Genomic DNA, 20,260 nt, shown 5'->3' on the forward strand with positions numbered 1-20,260 from the left:
GCGGTTTGTCCATTCTTGTCCAAACGAGGGACATCGCGGTGTGATGTTGCGGAAATGTCACTGGCGACTGGTGCTCCTCATCCAGGCGCCGGGTGTCACGCCGACAATCGACTTGAACACACGCGTCAGATGCGCCTGGTCGAAAAAACCCGTTGCCTCGGCGATGTCGCCAAGTGAAGCGGTGCCACGCGCCATCATGGCCTTGGCCCTGTCGACCCGCGCCTGCATCTGCCAACGATGCGGCGGCACGCCCGTCGCCGCCTTGAAGGCGTGACTCATCGCGGTTTCGGACAGGCCGGTCAGCGCGGCGAGGTCGGCAAGCCGGATCCTTTCCAGGCAATGCGCGTCGATGTAGTCGGTGACGAGGCGCAGCTTGCGGCGCGACAGCGGCGACCGCCGCCTAAGGGTATCAGGCCGGTCGATCTGGAACAGGCTTGCGAACAAGGCATTGAGCAGACCCTCGCCATAGAGATCATGCAGGGGCCGGTCGCTGCCGCATTCGGCGGCGATCAGGCCGGCAAGCATGGCGATCCGGTCGTCGCGAAACTGGAAGCGCGACATCCGCAAGGCCTCGTGGTCAAGGCTGCGGCCGAAGCGGCGCGTCAGCACTGCGGCGTCGAAATGCAGGTCGAGATGCCGGATCCGCCGCAGCCCCTCGACCCGGCCGCGGATCGGCACGCCGGCCGGTATGTAGGCCATGGAAAAAGCCTGGTCGTGGCGGCGCAATTCGCCCTTGGCGTCTTCGACGAAGAAAGCGCCATCGCCATCCACATCGAGCGCGACGAACAGCCGGGGGTCGGGAGAGACGTAATAGCCTTCGGCCTTGTCACCGCATGAGACATCCCAGAGGTCGGCGACCACGCCGTCCCAGACATGCCATTTCAGGTCGCCAATGACTGAAAAGCCCTCAATCCGGCTTTCCATGCGCGCAACGAAGGTCAAGTCTTGTGATCCCAGCCATAATACATGATAAAAACCATCATGTTTATGCCCGGTTAACGACCCCACCGCAAGTGCTTTGCGGCTGCTCGAAAATCGGCCGGAACCAATGCCGCTGGGGCAATCGGGCCTCAAACACTTTCGAGGTATGTCTCGATCTCGAAATCGCTGACATTGAGCGCGAACGTGTTCAATTCCTGGCGTTTGCAGGCAACGAAGGAGTCGCGCAGGATGGCTGGAAAAATCTCCGCCACATGCGTCCCGCTCTCGAAGGCGGCGATCGCCGACGCCCAGTCCGGCGGCAGCTTTGCCGGCGGAAGTCCCTGGCCGTCGGTGCCGATCGGATCGCCTGGCGATATTTGTCTTTCAATGCCCGTCAGTGCGGCGCCCAATATGGCCGCTAGCACCAGATAGGGATTGGCGTCGGCTCCCGAAACGCGATGCTCGATGCGGCGCGCACCGGTTGGCCCGCCGGGAATGCGGATCGCGACCATACGGTTCTCATAACCCCAGGCGACTGCGGTCGGCGCATAGGATCTCGGGCGCAGCCTGCGGTAGGAGTTGAAGTGCGGCGCGAACACCAGCGTGCTTTCGGCCATTGCCGCAAGCAGGCCGCCGACCGCATGGCGCATGGTCTCAGAACCCTGGTCGGTGCCGTCATCGAAGACGTTGCGCCCTTCGCCGTCGATCAGGCTGAAATGAACGTGAAAGCCGTTGCCGGCCCGGTCGCCATAGGGCTTGGCCATGAAACAGGCGGCAAAGCCGTGCTTGCGGGCAATGCCCTTCACGGTGCGCTTGAACAGCACCGCATCGTCAGCCGCCCGCAAGGCGTCCGCGACATGGTTCAGATTGATTTCGAACTGGCCGACGCCGTTCTCGGCGATGGCCGTGTCGACGGGAATGCCTTGCGTCCGGCAGGCCTCGTAGACGTCATGGATGAAGGATTCGAAGTCGTCAATCTCGTCGATCGACAGCGCCGCGTCGGAATCGAGGCGGCGTCCGGTCACCGGCGAGACCGGTCCGACCGGCCGCTGCGACTGCGGATCGACGAGGTAGAATTCGAGTTCCGTTGCCGCGACCGGAGTCAGGCCCAAGGCCTTGTAGCGATCGAGGATGCGGGCCAGCGCCCGTCGCGGGTCGCCGAGATAAGGCGCGCCGCTTTCGTCGGCGAGCCAGAGGGGGACAAGCGCCGTCGGATGCGCCGTCCAGGCCACCGGCAGAATGCCGCGCCCCGTCCACTGGCACAGTCCGTCGGCATCGCCGGTCGAGAATACCAGTGTGTTGCCTTCGATGTCCTCGCCCCAGACATCGAGCCCGATCAGCGAAAAAGGCATGCGCAGCTTGCCTTCCAGCGCCTTTCTTGCCTGCTCGACGGGAATGCGCTTGCCGCGCATGATGCCGTTGAGGTCGCACACCGCGGCTCTCAGGCTCTGGATGTCGGTCCTGCTATCAAGCCAGTTCAAAACGTCCGCAATTGCATCGCTCAATTTATGACCTCTGGTTTTCGAAGGTGCCGCAACCTGACCGGCTGCACTGTCCCTGATAAAAATAGCTTGTGAGTTTTAGGAAAACAGACTTGGCTGTCGCCAAGCGCTTTTCCTTATTTTTTCAAGTCACTAGCCGGGATGTCGGGAGGCATTTCAAAACCAATTGCGCGATCTGCGATCGCAACATAGAGGCAAGAGGCCGGAAAGCCAAGTGGCGTCGCCCGAATCCGCACAAACGCGACGCGCATCAGTTTCTCGCCTTCGGAAATCTCGCCTGCTGCAGTATGTGCGAGGCCCCTTCGTCGATGTCGCGCACGATGGCAGCGCGGGCGCGCTCGCCATCCTGGGCCTCGATCGCAGCGACGACTTCCTCGTGAAAGTCGATGTCGAGGATGGAGGCGAGGTTATCCTCGAAACCCATGGCAAGGTTCCTGAGGAAAGGGCCGACCTGCATCCATACGGTTTCGATCAGGAAGATCATCTGCTCGTTGCCGCAATGGCGATAGATCGAGAATTTGAAGTCGTGGTTCTTGCGCAGGTAATCATCGATATCGCCTTTGCGGGCCGCCAAAGTCAGGTCGGTGGCGTGGCGTCGGATCGTGCGCAGATTGTTGCCATTGATGCGTTTTGTCGCCAGTTCGGTCGCCGAGCCTTCGAGGATAGTCCGCACCGCGGTCAATTGCGAAAACCGCTCGGCCGATATCGCCGGCACTTCGACGCTGCCGTTCGGCATCGGGCTGAGCGCCCGCAGCGCCTGCAGCCGCATGAAGGCGCTGCGCACCGGCATGTCGCTGGTGCCGAGTTCCCTTGCGAGTTTTCGCGACGTCAGCTTCTGGCCCGGCGTGAACTGGCCGGACATCAGCGCTCGCACAAGTTCCAGATAGACTTTTTCATGCAAGGGAACGGTGTCGACGGCGGTCAACCCGAATTGTGTTTTGTCGGCCATTGGCGGGGCGCTGCTTCATCGGTTCAGAAATCTGTGCGGCCGGCTGGTTTCGCCGCTGGGGATTCTGCGTGGCCGAGCCCGGCGAGAACGCCGAAGTCAGCGACTTATCAAGCACATGATAGACGCTTCGATCGTTGCGCGGCAAGCCGACGCGTCGCACCAAGGCCGACGGCTTGATTGTCAGGCATATGGCGTCTCTGCCACGCTGTGCAAAACGGTCATCACAAATCTTGACCTCGCATGCACTTGCACCTCTGGCCGCTGTCTGGCTTTTTGGGCTACCCATCGCAACGGAGTGATTCGCATCATGCCGCTCGATTGCAAGGTTTCAAGGCAGTCTGCGGGTGGGTCGTGAAGCGCGCGCAATTGGCGAAGGAGACACAGGCATGGCCGAGTTCAAGAAGCCCGAAATCTCCGAGATGAGACCCAAGATCACCGTGATCGGCGTTGGTGGCGGCGGTGGCAATGCCGTCAACAACATGATCGCGGAGCAGCTTCAGGGTACTGAATTCATCGCCGCCAACACGGACGCCCAGGCGCTGACCATGTCGAAGGCGTCCAGGCTGATCCAGCTTGGCGCCCACGTCACCGAAGGATTGGGCGCCGGATCGCTTCCCGAGATCGGCCGCGCCGCGGCCGAGGAATCGCTCGACGAGATCATGGACCATCTGGCCGGTACGCATATGTGTTTCGTCACCGCCGGAATGGGCGGCGGCACGGGAACCGGTGCGGCTCCAATCATCGCCCAGGCGGCACGCAAGGCCGGCATCCTGACGGTTGGTGTCGTCACCAAGCCGTTCGCCTTTGAAGGCCGGCGCCGCATGCAGATGGCCGAAGAGGGCATCGAGCGGCTCCGCGAGAGCGCCGACACGGTGATCGTCATCCCGAACCAGAACCTGTTTCGGATCGCCGATGCCAAGACCACCTTCGCCGATGCGTTCGTCATTGCCGATCGGGTGCTCTATGCCGGCGTCAGCTGCATCACCGACCTCATCGTCAAGGAAGGCCTGATCAATCTCGACTTCGCCGATGTCAAATCGGTGATGCGCGACATGGGCCGCGCCATGATGGGCACCGGTGAGGCCTCCGGCGAGGGTCGGGCGATGAAGGCGGCCGAAGCCGCGATCGCCAACCCGCTGCTCGACGAAGTGTCGATGAAAGGCGCCAAGGGCGTGCTGGTCTCGATATCGGGCGGCAGGGACATGACCCTGTTCGAGGTCGACGAGGCCGCCACCCGCATCCGCGAAGAGGTCTACGAGGATGCCGACATCATCGTTGGCGCCATCTTCGACAAGGGCATGGAAGGCCGCTTCAGGGTCTCGGTCGTGGCGACGGGCCTCGACCGTGCTTTTGGCGCCGAGGATGCCGAAGCCGGCATCGCACGCGACCACGCCGGTCAGCCGGCGCGGACGCTTCAATAAGTCATATCGCGCGTTTATCCTCGCCAAGAGATAATTTCTCGGGGGAGACATCGCTGATAGCAATGGCATTGCCGACGGATCAGATTGACTGGCGCAACTATTGTGTTCAGCTGTATCGATCTCTGTACGGTTGCTGCTACAAGAATCCGTCATGGACGGCCATCTATACTGGCTACCCGTATCGTTCGAGCGACGAGAGGCGCGGCTTGGAATTCGACTTGAAAACCATCGAAGCGCTTGCGCCCGATCAGGCGTCGTTGAGCGCCGCTTCCAGGTTGACCAGGCAATCGAACTGGCCACGGCTCGAGAAGAGCGATCAGCTGGGGCTCCTCTGGGGGGAATGCCAGGGTTCCGGCTCCAATCCGTATCGTGTGGTCGTCGACACCGGCGACCATGGCTACAAATGCACCTGTCCGTCGCGGAAATTTCCCTGCAAGCACACTTTGGCGCTGATGTGGATTGCAGCCACCACGCCGGCCAGTTTTACCCCCGCAGGCTCGACCCCGGAATGGGTGAATGATTGGCTCGGCCGCCGCAGGAAGGCCTCGCCACAGCCGGCGGCGCCAGCGCCCGGTGCGGGAGGCAAGAGCATTGGCGAGGCCTCGCGCGACGACGAAAGCGCAGACATCGAGGACGCCGCTGCGGTCGAGCGCCGCGAGGCAGCGCAGCGCAAGCGGACGCTGGATACGCAATCCGCGGTGTCGGCGGCGTTGGATGAGCTGGATCAATGGATCGCTGACCAGTTGCGGCTTGGCCTGGCCGGTTTTGTCGACAACAGCAGTGACCGTTGCCGCCGGATTGCGGCACGGCTGGTCGACATGAAGGCGACAGCGCTTGCCGGCCGCATCGACGAGATTCCGTCACGGCTGATGGGGCTGCGCAGCGAGGAGCGCCCGGACGCGGCGCTCCGCGAACTCGGCAAGCTTGTGCTGGTGGTCAAGGCCTGGCGATCGACACCAGGAGACGCCGAACTGAGGCGGCTCGTATCGACGTCCGAAAGCCGTGAGCAGGTTCTGGCCAATCCCGATGCCAAACAGGTCGAAAGCGTCTGGGAGGTGCTTGGCGAGAAGATCGAGTCGCGCCGTGACGGTCTCGTCAGCCATTCGACCTGGCTCCTCGACCTGAAGAGCGCGAGCCCGCAATTTGCTCTCTTGCTCGACTATTTTCCGGCCTCGGCCGGTCGCCGGTCGAACGCCTTCACACCGGGCGACCGGTTCGATGCCAGGTTGGTCTTTTACCCGGCACGCCAGCCGCTGCGGGCCTTGGTGGCGGACCGCAAGGGCGACGTCCCGACAGGTGAGTGGCCCGATTTCGGCTTTCACACAGCCGATCCGCTCGCGGCGCATGCTGCTCACCAGAACACAGCCCCTTGGCTCACCGATTGTCCTGTCATGCTGCCGCCCGGCGCGATCCTGCTGGACGATCGGGGCGCCGCCTGGTGGCAAGCCGCCGGCGATCCGCATGGTATCGCCTTGCCGATTGCCGACACCGTCAATCCAACGCTGCTTGGGCTGGACCTTATGGCAACGGCAGCACTTTGGAATGGCAGCCGGCTTGACCTGCTGGCGGCGCAAAGCGGTTTCGGTAGGCTTGACCTGTCGTGAACGAGATCGAGCAGACCGGCCTGGCGGCCATGCGTGACTGCTGGATCACCGGCGGGATCACCTTCGACCTGGCTCCGGGCGCGTGGAAGGAGATCGCCGGCGGTGCCAGCCCCGACGAGCGCGAACGCCGGCTGCTGGCGATCGCCGCACAAGCTCTCGACATCGCCTTGCGGCCAGCCGCGCCAAAGACGCTGAAACGCCGCCCGCAATTGCCCGAACTCGCCTTGCAGATGCTGCCGGAACGGCTGCGGCCGCTATTGCGAGCCGCGCTAAAGCATGCCGCCGACACAAGAAGCAAGTCGCGTGTGGTCACGCTCGTCGCCAGCCGCGGCTTCGTGCTGCATCCGATGGACTGGATGCCAGCCGCGTCGGATCAGAGCAGTCCGGACGTCTATGCACCTTGGATCGACTGGCAGGCAGGCGCGGACGGCGAAAAACCTGCAAGCCAGGAGCATCTGACGGTGGAAAACTGGGATGACTTCTATCCCGCCGCACGCCGCACCGCGCTCGCCGATATGCGCCGCACCGCACCGGCTTCGGCTAGGCAGCTGATCGAAACCAAGGCATCCGGCGAGCCGGCGGAGATCAGGATTGCACTCGTCGACCTGTTGCGCTTCGGTCTGGGCGCCGATGACGTGCCGTTCCTGAAGAGCCTCTCCGCCGATCGTTCCGGCAAGCTGCGCGAGCTCGCTGGCCGGTTGCTGGCAAGATTGGGAGAGCACGGCTCGCCAGGCGATGGCGGGCCGGAAGATCCGACGGCCGAACTCGCTGCCTTCATCGCTGAAGGCAAATCCGGCTTCATCCGCCGCCGCACCACCTACACGCCGGCAAAACTCAAATCGCCGGCGCAGGAAAGACGTCGCGCCGAACTGTTCGAGACCTGCAACCTGGTCGACCTCGCCACGCGCTTCGGCACCACCGAATCCGAGTTTATCGGGGCGTGGCAATTCGGCGCTGAGAACAATGCCGATATCCTTGTTGCCCGAATGGTCGCCGCGTCGGGCGGCGACGCCGCGGTGACGCACATGGCGGATATGCTTGTCGCCGAAGGTGGCAAGCCCGCACTCTTCGTCCTCCACCTCATGGCGCGTCTGGACAGCCGCAGGAAGCGCGTCCTGGTCAGGTCGATCCTGAAGGACACGCAACATCTCGGCGCGCTCAATCTGGCCGAGGGCCTCGAAGCAAGCTGGCTGGAATGGACCGACCTGACAAACGGCCAGACGCTCCCGGCGCTTCGCTCCGCTGTTGCAGGAAACGATGACGCTGTGAAGCGAGGCGTCGACCAGCTCCTGGAAACTATGGGCTTTCTCGCCACGGCGGCGACGGCGGAGAAATTGATCGGAGACGTCGTTGCGGCCGGTATGGCGCCGGCAGCGCCTTCACTCGGTCTTCTGCGCCTCAACGCAGCGCTGGCCGAACCTTAACCGACACATGATCAATCCGGAGAACAGCCAATGAACGCAGCCATCCGTCTTCCGGTCGAGCAGGCCTATGCCGCCGAATTGCAGGCGCTCTCGCGCAATGACGACCGGCAAAGGCCTGCCGGATGGAGCCTTTCGCCAAAGGCGGTCCTTACCTACCTGCTCGGCGGAAAGGCTGACGACGGGACAGTGATAACGCCCAAATATGTCGGCCGGCGCCGGCTGATGGAAACCGCGGTGGCGACGCTCGCCACCGATCGCGCGCTGTTGCTGCTGGGTGTCCCCGGCACGGCCAAATCCTGGGTGTCGGAACATCTCGCCGCCGCCATCATGGGCGATTCGACCCTGATCGTGCAGTGCACGGCTGGTACCGACGAGAACCAGATCCGCTATGGCTGGAACTACGCACAGCTTCTGGCAAAGGGCCCAAGCCAGGACGCGCTGGTGCCGACGCCGCTCTACCGCGCCATGCAGGACGGCAAGCTTTGCCGCCTCGAGGAGCTGACGCGCATGGGCTCCGACGTGCAGGACACGCTGATCACCGTGCTGTCCGAAAAGATGATGCCGATCCCGGAACTCAACACCTCGATCTACGCGCAGCGCGGCTTCAACATCATCGCCACCGCCAACAACCGCGACAAGGGCGTCAACGAGCTGTCCTCGGCGTTGAAGCGCCGCTTTAACGTCGTCGTACTGCCCTTGCCCGAAGACATGGCGGAGGAAGTGGCGATCGTCTCCAAGCGGGTCGGCGAGATGGCCGGCGGTCTTGACCTGCCGGTGCCGAAGAATGTCGGTGAGGAGATCTCGCGCGTGCTGACCATTTTTCGCGAGTTGCGCTCCGGCGCTACAGCCGACGGCAAGGTGACGTTGAAGACGCCGTCCGGTTCGCTGTCCACGGCCGAAGCCATTGCCACCATGGTCGGCGGCCTCAGCCAGGCGGCCTGGTTCGACAGCGGCAAGCTCGGCGCCGAAGGTCTTGCCGCCAGCCTCGTCGGTGCGATCGTGAAGGATCCGGTGCAGGACAAACTGGTGCTGGAGGAGTATCTGGAAACCGTGCTCAAGAAGCGGCCAGACTATGCCGGCTACTACGCGGCCTTGAACGCGGCGATCTGACGCCATGGCGCTTAGCGACGTTTCCTATTTCGGCATACGCCATCACGGGCCAGGCTCCGCCGGCAGCCTGGTGCAGGCGTTGCAGGAGTTGAAACCGGTCGCCGTGCTGATCGAAGGACCGGCCGACGCCAGCCCGCTGCTGCCGTTGCTGGCCCACCCCGAAATGCAGCCGCCGGTGGCGCTGCTCTGCTATCCCGAAGACGATCCGGCCTCGACAAGCTTCTGGCCCTTCGCCGAATTCTCGCCGGAGTACCAGGCGACGCTCTGGGCCGTCACCAACAATGCGGCAGTGCGCTTCATCGATTTGCCGTCTTCAGCCCGCACTGCGCCGATTGAGGCCGTGGGGGAAACCGATAGCGATGGAACGGAAGCCAGCGTTGAGGCTGACTTGGCGCCGCATCTGCGGGACCCGATCGGAACGCTGGCACAAGCTGCCGGCTATGAAGATGGCGAAAGCTGGTGGGCTGATATCATCGAGCAGAACCCTGAGCCCGGCCCAATCTTCGCGGCAATAGCCGACGCGATGACGACGTTGCGCGAAGGCGAAGGTCCGCTTGCCGAATTCGAGGCAAAGCGCGAAGCGCATATGCGACTTGAAATCGCCGCCGCGCGAAAGGAATTCGATGGGCCGATCGCTATCGTTTGCGGTGCCTTCCATGTGCCGGCACTGCAGGCGACGCGACCGCTGAAGGAGGACCAGGCGCTACTCAAGGGGCTCGCCCGCCGCAAAAGCATGATGACCTGGGCGCCGTGGACGGGGCCGCGCCTGGCGCTGGGCTTCGGTTATGGCGCCGGCGTTGTCGCGCCCGGCTGGTGCAAGCATCTGTGGCAGACGCGCGGGCAAGGGGACTCCTCGGTCCTGTGGCTGGCGAAGATCGCGGCGGTCCTGAGGGCCAAGGGGCACATGGTCTCGACCGCCTCGCTGATCGAAGCCGAACGGCTGGCCCGCACGCTGGCTGTGATCCGTGAACGGCCAAAGCCCGGGTTCGAGGAATTGCGTGACGCCGCGATCGCCGCCCTGTTCAACGGGGAAGCGCTGCTGTGGGCGCTGGTCGAAGCCGAATTGCTGCTGGGCGCCGATGTCGGTGAAATTCCGCCGGACACGCCGCTGGCGCCGCTGATCGAGGACCTGCAGCGCAGCCAGAAGGCGGCGCGGCTGAAGCCCGAAGCGCTGGAGCGTGAATTGTCGGTCGACCTGCGCAGCGAAAGCGGGCTGTTTCGATCGACCTTGCTGCACCGGCTGTCCGTGCTTGGCGTGCATTGGGGCAAGCTGACCGACAGCGGCCGCAGCCGCGGCACCTTTCGCGAGCGCTGGATGCTGTCGTGGGAACCTGAATATGCCGTTCGACTGGTCGAGAACCTGGTCTACGGACCAACCATCGAAAAGGCGGCCAATGGCCGGCTGATCCAGATGATCGGCGCGGCGACGTCTCTTGATGCGATGGCCGCACTGGTCCAGGGCGCCATCACGGCAAACCTGTCGGAAGCGTCGGCGGCCGGTCTCGCGGCATTGGAGGAACGGGCGGCGCGCAGCAGCGAATGCCTGGAAATCCTGACATCGGTGCCGCCGCTCGCCGACATCATCCGCTACGGCGAGGCTCGCAAGACGGAAACCGCCCGTCTGTCCGGCCTCCTGGAGCGGCTGATCGTCGAAGGCGGGATCGCACTTGCCTATGCCGCCCGCGACCTCGATGCCCAGGCATCCACGACGCTGGTCGGCGCCATGCGCAAGGCCGACGAAGCGATCAGTCTGGTCGAGCCTGAACAGGACGTGCTGGACATCTGGCGCAATGGACTGGCTGCGGTGCTCGATGGATCGCGCTCGACGGCGCTGGTGGCAGGCTGTGCCGCGCATCTGCTCTACGAAGCCGGCCATTTGTCAGCCGACGCGGCAACCGGTCTGATCGCACGACGTCTGTCTCCAGGAACGCCGGTCACCGAGGCTGCAGGGTTCTTCGAGGGTTTCTTCAGCACTGCCGGCCAACGGCTGATCTACGACCAGGGCCTGCGCGGTGCGGTGGATGCCTGGCTCGCATCCCTCGACGAAGAGGCCTTCATTGCCCATCTGCCGTTGCTGCGCCGGGTCTTTTCGCATCTGGACTCGATGGAGCGGCGACGGTTGATCGAAGCGGTGCTCGGCCGCACCGCACGGCTGCCTGCCGGACTGACGCCGACTCCGGATGGCGGCGAAGCGTGGCGCCGGCACCTGGAACGGCTTGGACCCCTGCTGATGAGCGAGGCCGGCAATGGATGACGAGGCCGAAATCAGCGAGCCAATCCAAGCCGGCGACGGACGCGAGCGCCGCTGGCGCATGGCGATCGGTGCCGATGAGGAAACCTCGTCAGCGCTGTCCGACACCGACAAGCGGCTTTCCGCGGCGCTCGATGCGCTTTACGGCGATGGTGCCGGCGATGCGGCTGCCGATCCGCGCAAGCGGCGCGGCGGCCTCGGCCGCTCGGCGCCAAGGGTGGCACAGTGGATGGGCGATATCAGGTCGTTCTTTCCCGCACAGGTCGTCCAGATGGTCCAGAAAGATGCCTTCGAACGGCTCAACCTGAAGCAGATGCTGATGGAGCCGGAATTCCTCAAAGCGATCGAGGCCGACGTCAATCTCGTCGCCGACCTGATTTCGCTCCGCTCGGTCATGCCGGCCAAGACCAAGGACATTGCGCGCACGATCATCGCCGATATCGTTGCCAAGCTGATGCAGCGGCTGGAACAGAAGACAGCCGAGGCGATACGCGGCGCGGTCGACCGATCGCAGCGCACCAACCGCCCACGCCAGCGCGACATCGACTGGCCGCGTACGATCTCAGCCAACCTTCGCCATTACCAGCCCGAGCACAAGACCATCGTGCCGGAGAAGCTGGTCGGCTTCATGCGCAAACAGCGAAGGCTGGTCGACCTGGATGAGGTGGTGCTGTGCGTCGACCAGTCGGGCTCTATGGCAAGCTCGGTAATCTACGCCTCGATATTCGCGGCGGTGATGGCCTCCCTGCCGGTGGTGCGGACCAAGCTTGTCTGCTTCGACACGGCAATCGTCGATCTGACCGAGGAGCTTAGCGATCCTGTCGAAGTCCTGTTCGGCGTGCAGCTGGGCGGCGGCACCGACATCAACCAGGCCGTGGCCTATTGCGCGGACCGCATCGAACGGCCGACCAAGTCGCATATGGTGCTGATCACTGACCTTTATGAGGGCGGCAACGGGCAGGAATTGCTGCAGCGGCTTGCTGCACTCGTTCGCTCCGGCGTCAACGTCGTGGTGCTCCTGGCGCTGACCGACCAGGGCAGGCCGGGTTATGACCCGAAGATGGCAGGCTCGGTGGCCGCCCTCGGCATTCCGGTCTTTGCCTGCACGCCGGATCTGTTTCCAGACATGATGGCGGCGGCATTGCGTCGGGAAGATATCGGCGCATGGGCGGCTGGCGCAGATATCAAGCTGGTTCGTGCCGAGGCCGAGACTCCGGAGTAAAACAGCCGTCGCCAGAGCTGCCAGGATGCTTCTGGCAGCTCTGGGATAAATCGCTGGAGCTCAGCCGAACTTCGGGTCGAGGCTGCCCGACTTATAGCGCTTGGCCATTTCGGCGACCGGCAGCGGCTTGATCTTCTGCGCGTTGCCGGCGGTGCCGAACTGTTCGAAGCGCTCTTTGCAGAGCTTGCGCATGGCGGCCATGGCCGGTGTCAAATATTTGCGCGGATCGAACTCGCTTGGATTCTCGGTCAGCACCTTGCGGATCGCGCCGGTCAGCGCCATGCGGTTGTCGGTGTCGATGTTGATCTTGCGCACGCCGTGCTTGATGCCGCGCTGGATTTCCTCGACCGGCACGCCCCAGGTCGGCTTCATCTGGCCGCCATATTTGTTGATGATTTCCTGCAGGTCCTCGGGCACCGAGGACGAGCCGTGCATGACCAGATGCATGTTCGGCAGCCGGCGGTGGATCTCCTCGATGACGTTCATGGCCAGCACTGCGCCGTCAGGCTTGCGCGAGAATTTGTAGGCGCCGTGGCTGGTGCCCATGGCAACCGCCAGCGCATCGACATGGGTGTCCTTGACGAACTCGACCGCTTGTTCGGGATCGGTCAAAAGCTGGTCGTGGCTGATCGCGCCTTCGACGCCGTGGCCGTCTTCCTGCTCGCCGCCGCCGCTCTCCAGCGAGCCGAGCACGCCGATCTCGCCTTCCACGGACACGCCGCCCCAATGCGCCATGTCGACGACGCGCTTGGTGATGCCGGAATTGTAGGCGTAGTCGGCCGGCGTCTTGCCGTCTTCCTTCAGCGACCCGTCCATCATGACCGAGGTGAAGCCGTACTGGATAGCGGTGACGCAGGTGGCTTCGTTATTGCCATGGTCGAGATGCATGCAGACCGGAATGTCGGGGTGGATTTCGACCAGCGCGTCGATCAGCTTGGCCAGCACCACGTCATTGGCATAGGCGCGGGCGCCGCGGCTTGCCTGCAGGATGACCGGTGACTTGGTCTCCTCGGCGGCCTCCATGATGGCAAGGCCCTGTTCCATGTTGTTCATGTTGAAAGCGGGCACGCCGTAGCCGTATTCGGCAGCGTGGTCGAGCAATTGTCTCAGTGTTATGCGAGCCACCCAATAGTCTCCCGTATCTGGTTTCAAGCGCAACGTCGCGGGCCGGCCGGTTGCCGGTCGGCCCTTGATGCTTCTGGCGGGATTTCAACGGAACCGCAACCTTCAGAGCTCTTCTCGATCGCAATTCTTGTTGCAGGGTTGAAATCCGGCCGTTTTGGTGACTTAAGCCGCGATCAACTCCCGCGCCGCCAGGAGTTGCACGCAGGCGTTCGCCGCTTCCTTGCCCTTGACCGTGAAGTGCTCGAAGAAGAAGCGGTGGTGCTCGGCGCTGTCATGGTAGTTGAGCGGCGTGAGAACCGCCGACAGCACCGGTACACCGGTCGACAGCTGCACGTTCATCATGCCGTCGATCACCGCGCTGGCGACGAACTCATGCCGGTAGATGCCGCCATTGACGACGAAGGCGGTACCGAGGATCGCGGCATAGCGGCCGGTTCCGGCCAGGGTCTTGGCATGCAGCGGAATCTCATAGGCGCCCGGCACGTCGAAGACATCGACGGTGAAGCGCTCGCCTCCGACGTTAGCCAGTTCCGCCTCGAAGGCCTGTACGCACTGGTCGACGATATCGGCATGCCAGCGCGCCCTGATAACGGCGATGCGGGTCGTTTCATAGTCTTTGTGGGAATGCTGATTCATGGGTCCATCCTTCCGTTTCGAACCAGAATCAGGACGCACGATACGCAATCCGGCCCGCCGGGGCGGTCCGTTTTGCGTTTCGTTCTCTTCCATCCGGACTGTAACCGTCGGCTCCGGAATCACACCGGATCTGCTGACCCCTCCGACCATCGGAGGGCGCTCGCGGGCTTGGGTAAAACCCTTACCGCCGGTGGGGACTTTCACCCCGCCCTGAGAACATTAACGGCTTTGTATGAAAGGGCAGGGCGCTGCTGTCAACCGTGGGAAGGTTGGGCCAAGCACGTCGACTACCGCGTGCGCCACGCCGCCGCCGATGCGGCGATCAGCATGAGCAGCGCTGCAACCATCGCGCAGGCAGCAAAGCCGAAGTTGGAATAAAGCGGCCCGAAGCTGGTGGTGCCGACGAAAACCGCCAGATAGGTCACCGCGCTGTTCAGGCCCATGATCGTGCCGCGCCGCGACGGATCGAGTGCAGACAGGCGCATCACCAGGACATTCAGGCCGAAATGATTGGCCAGTCCCCAGATTGCCACCATGGTCAAGGTCAGCCCGAAACTGCCGCTTGCCGCAGCCATGGCGACGTAGACGACGGCGACCAGAAGATAGGCGAATGGCATGACGCGCCGCGCACCCAGTCTGTCGATGACGCCGTCAAGAAGAGCAGCGGTGCCGAAGCCTACACCATAGGCAAGCGCCGCCAGCCCATTGGCGCTAACCGGCTGTCCAAGCCCGACATGAAGATGGTCGCCGAGATAGCCATAGACGCCGTAGAACGAAGTCATGAAGGCCGCGCACGCGACCAGCAGCGGCAGGATTCCGGGAATGCCGAGCGCTTCCAGCGGGGCGGGCGCCGGTCCGGCCTTCCTGATGTCGCTAAGCGACGTCACTGTCAGCCCCATCCATGCAAGGGTCGCAAGCACCGCGACCGCTGCGAAAACGGCGCGCCAATGCACAAGATCGGCAAGCACGGCCGACAGCGAGACGCCGGCGACCATGCTGAGCGTCCATCCGGTCAGCACGACGCCGATCGTGCCGCTCTCCCTGCCCGGTGGGGCGATGGCCGCCGCGCTGGCATAGATCGCGGGCATGGCGATGCCGGCAGCGATGCCGGCCAGCAGCTGTGCGGAGACCAGCATGATCACCGTGGGTGCGGCGGCACTCGCCACCAGCGCTAGTGCCAGCAGCAACAGTGCGCCCTGCAGCATCCGGCGTGCGCCGAGCCGGTCGATGTAGCGGGCCAGGAACAGGGCGCTGGCCGAGGTGCCGAGGCCGAACGCGGCCGCCGCAATCATCACGGCAGGCACGCTGGTTCTGAACGACGAGGCGACAGCCGGTGCGATCGGACCCAGCACTAGCGAGTTCGAACCGATGACGGCGATGCAGCCCGTCAAGAGATAGGCAAGCGCCGGGATCGGGGCTCGGGCAGTCAATGGCGCAACTTGATCAATGTTCGACATATCAGCATAATGGCCGTATTCTATTCAGTGGAGAACCAGGAATTTCGCCATGGATGAAGAAACAGATGGTATTCCGCAGAACAAGGCTACGGCCCGCGACCTCGACGCGATTGACCGAAGAATATTAGGCGTCCTGGTCGATGACGCCACGATCAGCTACGCCGAACTCGGCGATCGCGTCGGCTTGTCGCCACCCGCAGCGCATGAGCGGGTCAAACGGCTCCGTCGCAGCGGCGCCATCCGCAACACGGTCGCCATCATCGATCCCCGGGCGGTGAAAAAGCCTTTGCTTGCCTTTGTCCATATCGACACCAGGGGCTGGGGAAAGACGCCGGAACTGATGGCGGTCTCGCAATATCCCGAGGTCGAGGAGATCCATACCGTCGCCGGCGATACCTGCATGCTGCTGAAGGTCCGCACGGAAGACACCAGAGCACTCGAAGGCCTTCTGGCGCGCCTGTACGAAACGCCGGGCGTCACCTCGACGCGCAGCTATGTGGTTTTATCGACCTATCTGGAGCGGCCGGTGCAGCCGGGCATTACCGAGACATGGCCGACGCCGAAGCATATGGCCGAGCCTCTGTACTAGGGACGTGGCTACGCCCGCTCGGGGAACATCGCCTTCAATCCCTCGCGCGATGCCTTGGCAACGCCGCGCTCGGTGATCAGGCCGGTGACCAGCCGCGCCGGCGTCACGTCGAAGGCCGGGTTGGCCGCAGGCGTCGTCTCCGGCGAAATGCGCACCTGGGCAATCTCGCCGGCAGCGGTCTTGCCCCAGACCAGCGAGACCTCGTCGGCCGAGCGCTGCTCGATCGGGATCTCGGCCAGTCCGTCATGCACCGTCCAGTCGATGGTCGGCGACGGCAGCGCGACATAGAACGGCACATCATTGTCGGCGGCGGCGAGTGCCTTCAGATAGGTGCCGATCTTGTTGCAGACATCGCCGTCGGCCGTGGTGCGGTCGGTGCCGACGATGACCATGTCGATCTCGCCGCGCTGCATCAGATGGCCGCCGGCATTGTCGACGATCAGCGTGTGCGGCACGCCGTGGCCGGCCATCTCCCAGGCGGTCAGCTGGGCGCCCTGGTTGCGCGGCCGTGTCTCGTCGACATAGACGTGGACCGGAATGCCGGCCTCCGTGGCCAGATAGATCGGCGCGGTCGCCGTGCCGTAATCGACTGTCGCCAGCCAGCCGGCATTGCAGTGGGTCAGGATGTTGACCGGCTCGCCCTTCTGCTTGCGCGCAGCGATCGCCTTGATGATGGCGAGACCGTTCTCGCCGATGGCGCGGTTGAGGCCGACATCCTCGTCGGCGATCTCACTGGCCCGCCGATAGGCGGCTGCCGCGCGTTGTTCGGGAGGCAAAGGCCGCAGGAAGCGCCGCATCTCGTCCAGCGCCCAGCGCAGATTGATCGCCGTGGGCCGTGTCTCGTGCAGGGTCTCCCACACGGCGTCGAGCGCTGCATCCGACGGATCGTCGGCCATCTGCATGGCGACGCCGTAGGCAGCGGTGACGCCGATCAGCGGCGCGCCGCGTACCCACATATCGCGGATGGCGGTGGCGATGCCGTCGACCGTGCCGATCGTTTCGATGCGGAAATCATGCGGCAGCCAGCGCTGGTCGATGATCTCGACCGAACGGCCGTCGTCGCTCAGCCAGATGGTGCGATAGTGGCGGTCGCCGACGTTCAAAGGCTGCTCTCCTGTTCGATCAGCGCGGCCAGTTGGTTGACCTCGTCGATGCTGTGGATCTGGCGCCGGTTGACGGCGAGGTGACGGCCGAATTTCAGCGCCTTTGCCTCACAACTGGCGCGCAAATCCTCATCGGCAATGGTCTCGAAATCGGCATTGTGGGCGAGGCCGAGGATGCGCCTGTGCACCTCGATGCCGGCAAAGCCGAGCAAATCGGTCCACATCTGGTGCAGAACATGGTCGAGCGCCTGCTCGGCACCGAGCCTGTCGCCCTGATCCTCGAACAGGCTCCTCTGGTAGAGCATGCCGGTGCGTTCGGTCCGCCATAGATGCGAGAACTCGGCGCGGAACACCGCCCAGGTCTCGGTCGTCACCCCGAGCAGATAGGCGCGCATGGCGTCGCGCTTTCCCTCCTGCTCGTGGCCGCGCTGCGAGAAGAAGGACATCCAGAAATTGGCGAGCAGCATGCCGACATCGAAGGCCATCGGGCCGTAGAAGGCAAACTCCGGATCGATCATCCGGGTTTCGGTGTCGGTGACCATGATCGAGCCGGAATGCAGATCGCCATGCAGCAGCGTTTCGGCATTGGCGGCGAAGATGTGCTTCAGCCGCTGCGCCTCGACCTTCAGGTCACGGTCGGCGCGCAGTTCGGCGACCAGGCTGTCGAGCTGCGGCGAGGTGTGCCGGTTCATCTTGGCGTCGAAATAGGGGTCGGAAAACACCAGGCTTTCGGTGATGTCGCAGAGCTCGACATTGTCGGCGAACAGCGCCAGATCGGCCTTGCGGTCCTTGGCGGCCATGTGCAGGTCGGAGCCGCGAAACAGCGTGCGGGCCATGAACAGGCCGATGTCCCGGGCAATGTTGGGCAGCTGGCGGCCGTCGATCAGGGCGCGGCGCAGGATGATGTGCGGCGGCGCAAGATATTCCATGATGATCAGCGCCTGGCCTTCATCGAAATAATGGATCGCCGGCACCGAGCCTGGCGCGCGCGCCTCTTGCCTGGTCAGCGCGTGATATTCGAAGAAGGAGCGCTTCAACGGCAGCGGCCAGCTGTCGCCGACCAGGCGAACATAGGGCAGGGCCTGCTTGACGACGGCTGCACCATTGGCGCCCTCGGCGATGAACACCAGGTTGAGATTACCGTCGCCGACCTCGCGGACCTTCCAGGCGCCAGTGTCCTTGCCGATCTTCGCGCACAGCGCCTCGTTGCCGCCAAGGCGTGCAGCCAGGGTTTCGACCGATAGTGCTTCGAACCGCAATTTTTCAGTCATCGTCATCCTCCCGCTTATGCGCTCCGAACATAACGGACGCATGGCGGCTGGGCCAAGCTAGGAAGCGATCTGGCAATTGTCAATCGTGTTGACAATTGCCGATGCAGCCCATAGCGTCATGTCAGGGAGGAACGCATGGTCGGTAATGCCGTGTTCCGCGTAGAGGGACTGAGGAAATCCTTTGGCCATAACGAGGTGCTAGGCGGCGTCTCGGTCGAATTGCATGCCGGCGAAGTCACCGTGCTGATGGGCGCCAACGGCGCCGGCAAATCCACCCTCGTCAAGATCATCTCCGGTGTCTACGAACGCGGCGGCGGCACGATGGCGCTCGCCGACCAGGATTTCGCACCGAAAACCCCTGCCGAAGCGATCCGCGCCGGCGTCGTCACCGTGCACCAGAATATCAACGACGGTGTCGTCGCCGATCTCGACGTCGCCACCAACCTGACCCTCGACCGACTGAGCGGCAGCGGTGCGCCGACCCTGTTCAATCCAATGCGCGTGCGGCGGGAGGCCAAGGCGGTTGCCGAGCGCATGGGGCTGGCCATCGATTTGAAGGCGCGGGTGAGCGATCTTTCGCTGGCCGATCGTCAGATGGTGGCGATTGCCCGCGCCCTGGCGCACCAGCCGAAAGTGCTGATCCTCGATGAGCCGACCTCATCGCTCTCCAGCGCCGAGGCTGATCGGCTGTTTGCGCTGATCGACAGGCTGCGCGAGCAGGGCGTGGCGATCCTCTACATCTCGCATCGCATGTCGGACATCAGGCGGTTGGCTGATCGCATCATCTCGATGCGAGACGGGATCATCTCGGGCATTTTCGACAAGAAACCGCTCGACTATGAGGGCGCGGTCAACGCCATGCTCGGCCGCAAGATCCATCTCGACCAGATCGTCGTCAGGAATTCGGCCAAGGCCGTCCTCAAGATAGAAGGTCTGCGCATTGCACACGGCGCTCGGCCGATTTCGCTGACGCTCGGCGACGGCGAGGTCGTTGCCATCACCGGCCTCGTCGGCGTCGGCAAGACGGCGCTTGCCGAGACGCTGTTTGGCGTGCGCCAGCCGCTCGCCGGTACAATGACGCTGAACGGCAGGCCTTATGCGCCTGAAACAGCCGGCGAGGCGATCGCCGCCGGCGTGTTCCTCGTCGCCAAGGACCGCGGCGAGAACGGCATCGTCCAAGGCTTCAACATCCAGGAAAATATCAGCCTGCCGTTTCACAAGCGCATGTCGCGCTTCGGCATCCTGAGGCGCCGCCTCGAACGCGCCACGGCACGCCGGCAGATCGAGGAACTGAGCATCGTCTGCCGTTCCGAGAAGGACGAGATGTCGGAGCTGTCCGGCGGCAACCAGCAGAAGGTGATGGTCGCCCGCTGGATGGCGCAGGAGGCAAGACTGTTCATTCTGGATGAGCCGTTTCAGGGCGTCGATATCTCGGCCCGGCGCGACATTGCCGCCAAGCTCAGGGCCAGTGCAAACGGCCGCGCCACGCTGCTGTTCGTCACCGAGCTCGATGAGGCGCTGGAGACCGCCGATCGCATCCTGGTCATGTCGGAACAGACCATCGTCGGCGAGCACCGCAATGCCGATGTCGATCTCGACCGTCTGTTGGCCGAGGTCGCCGGCGGGCCGCTGCACAGTGCGGCCTGAGCGTGGGCGATAGGAATTGGAATGGAGA

At 63.7% G+C, this 20,260-nt stretch carries 16 protein-coding genes and 1 riboswitch; of the genes, 8 read left to right on the top strand and 8 right to left on the bottom strand.

Annotation, left to right across the window (positions count from 1 at the left end; genetic code table 11):
* Positions 1–57: 57 nt before the first annotated feature.
* The 3 genes from NKJ37_RS00875 to NKJ37_RS00885 all read right to left on the bottom strand — a co-directional run bounded on the left by NKJ37_RS00875 (position 58) and on the right by NKJ37_RS00885 (position 3,372).
* Positions 58–942, bottom strand: a complete 885-nt coding sequence (locus NKJ37_RS00875) for a helix-turn-helix domain-containing protein (RefSeq protein WP_023808772.1) — start codon at positions 940–942, stop codon at positions 58–60.
* 128 nt (positions 943–1,070) lie between these two features.
* Positions 1,071–2,426, bottom strand: coding sequence for a glutamine synthetase family protein (locus NKJ37_RS00880; protein ID WP_127268594.1), 1,356 nt, complete (start codon positions 2,424–2,426; stop codon positions 1,071–1,073).
* A gap of 247 nt (positions 2,427–2,673) precedes the next feature.
* Positions 2,674–3,372, bottom strand: a complete 699-nt coding sequence (locus tag NKJ37_RS00885; protein ID WP_023808770.1) for a GntR family transcriptional regulator — start codon at positions 3,370–3,372, stop codon at positions 2,674–2,676.
* Between the two features lie 386 nt (positions 3,373–3,758).
* Between NKJ37_RS00885 and ftsZ the strand changes: the two genes are divergently transcribed.
* The 6 genes from ftsZ (at position 3,759) to NKJ37_RS00915 (ending at position 12,404) form a co-directional block, all read left to right on the top strand.
* Positions 3,759–4,793, top strand: coding sequence for a cell division protein FtsZ (gene ftsZ / locus NKJ37_RS00890; protein WP_023808769.1), 1,035 nt, complete (start codon positions 3,759–3,761; stop codon positions 4,791–4,793).
* Positions 4,794–5,011: 218 nt separating this feature from the next.
* The gene (locus NKJ37_RS00895) at positions 5,012–6,397 is read left to right on the top strand and encodes an SWIM zinc finger family protein (RefSeq protein WP_352772209.1); all 1,386 of its coding nucleotides are present in this window, start codon (positions 5,012–5,014) and stop codon (positions 6,395–6,397) included.
* On the top strand, positions 6,394–7,821 hold the full coding sequence (locus NKJ37_RS00900; protein WP_352751201.1) for a DUF5691 domain-containing protein: 1,428 nt from the start codon (positions 6,394–6,396) through the stop codon (positions 7,819–7,821). Before NKJ37_RS00895 ends, NKJ37_RS00900 begins: the two co-directional genes overlap by 4 nt.
* Positions 7,822–7,851: 30 nt before the next feature.
* Positions 7,852–8,931, top strand: a complete 1,080-nt coding sequence (locus NKJ37_RS00905; RefSeq protein WP_352772212.1) for an ATP-binding protein — start codon at positions 7,852–7,854, stop codon at positions 8,929–8,931.
* 4 nt (positions 8,932–8,935) lie between these two features.
* The gene (locus NKJ37_RS00910) at positions 8,936–11,185 is read left to right on the top strand and encodes a DUF5682 family protein (RefSeq protein ID WP_352772215.1); all 2,250 of its coding nucleotides are present in this window, start codon (positions 8,936–8,938) and stop codon (positions 11,183–11,185) included.
* The gene (locus tag NKJ37_RS00915) at positions 11,178–12,404 is read left to right on the top strand and encodes a VWA domain-containing protein (RefSeq protein WP_352628542.1); all 1,227 of its coding nucleotides are present in this window, start codon (positions 11,178–11,180) and stop codon (positions 12,402–12,404) included. Before NKJ37_RS00910 ends, NKJ37_RS00915 begins: the two co-directional genes overlap by 8 nt.
* 60 nt (positions 12,405–12,464) lie before the next feature.
* Here NKJ37_RS00915 and fba read toward each other — a convergent pair whose 3' ends face one another.
* From fba to NKJ37_RS00930, 3 genes are all read right to left on the bottom strand, one after another.
* A complete protein-coding gene (gene fba, locus NKJ37_RS00920) occupies positions 12,465–13,529 on the bottom strand; it encodes a class II fructose-bisphosphate aldolase (protein WP_013532928.1) in 1,065 nt (354 codons plus the stop codon).
* 162 nt (positions 13,530–13,691) lie between these two features.
* Positions 13,692–14,165 (bottom strand): 6,7-dimethyl-8-ribityllumazine synthase, encoded by a 474-nt coding sequence (locus tag NKJ37_RS00925; RefSeq protein ID WP_352609359.1) that lies wholly within the window; start codon positions 14,163–14,165, stop codon positions 13,692–13,694.
* 77 nt (positions 14,166–14,242) lie between these two features.
* Positions 14,243–14,387, bottom strand: a riboswitch (FMN riboswitch).
* A 65-nt stretch (positions 14,388–14,452) separates the two neighbouring features.
* A complete protein-coding gene (locus tag NKJ37_RS00930; RefSeq protein WP_352440046.1) occupies positions 14,453–15,622 on the bottom strand; it encodes an MFS transporter in 1,170 nt (389 codons plus the stop codon).
* Between the two features lie 49 nt (positions 15,623–15,671).
* Between NKJ37_RS00930 and NKJ37_RS00935 the strand changes: the two genes are divergently transcribed.
* Entirely contained in the window at positions 15,672–16,211 is a 540-nt protein-coding gene (locus NKJ37_RS00935; RefSeq protein ID WP_023808760.1) for an Lrp/AsnC family transcriptional regulator, read from the top strand.
* Between the two features lie 8 nt (positions 16,212–16,219).
* On the opposite strand, the gene mtnA is transcribed toward NKJ37_RS00935, so the two are convergent.
* Positions 16,220–17,314, bottom strand: a complete 1,095-nt coding sequence (gene mtnA, locus NKJ37_RS00940) for an S-methyl-5-thioribose-1-phosphate isomerase (protein WP_352554822.1) — start codon at positions 17,312–17,314, stop codon at positions 16,220–16,222.
* On the bottom strand, positions 17,311–18,585 hold the full coding sequence (gene mtnK / locus NKJ37_RS00945; protein WP_023808758.1) for an S-methyl-5-thioribose kinase: 1,275 nt from the start codon (positions 18,583–18,585) through the stop codon (positions 17,311–17,313). The genes mtnA and mtnK overlap by 4 nt, the downstream gene beginning before the upstream one ends.
* A gap of 135 nt (positions 18,586–18,720) precedes the next feature.
* On the opposite strand from mtnK, the gene NKJ37_RS00950 reads away from it, so the two are divergent.
* Positions 18,721–20,232, top strand: a complete 1,512-nt coding sequence (locus NKJ37_RS00950; protein ID WP_352772219.1) for a sugar ABC transporter ATP-binding protein — start codon at positions 18,721–18,723, stop codon at positions 20,230–20,232.
* Positions 20,233–20,260: the final 28 nt, after the last annotated feature.

It is taken from the genome of Mesorhizobium sp. M0140, assembly GCF_040322475.1.
In the GTDB taxonomy this organism is placed as follows: Bacteria; Pseudomonadota; Alphaproteobacteria; order Rhizobiales; family Rhizobiaceae; genus Mesorhizobium.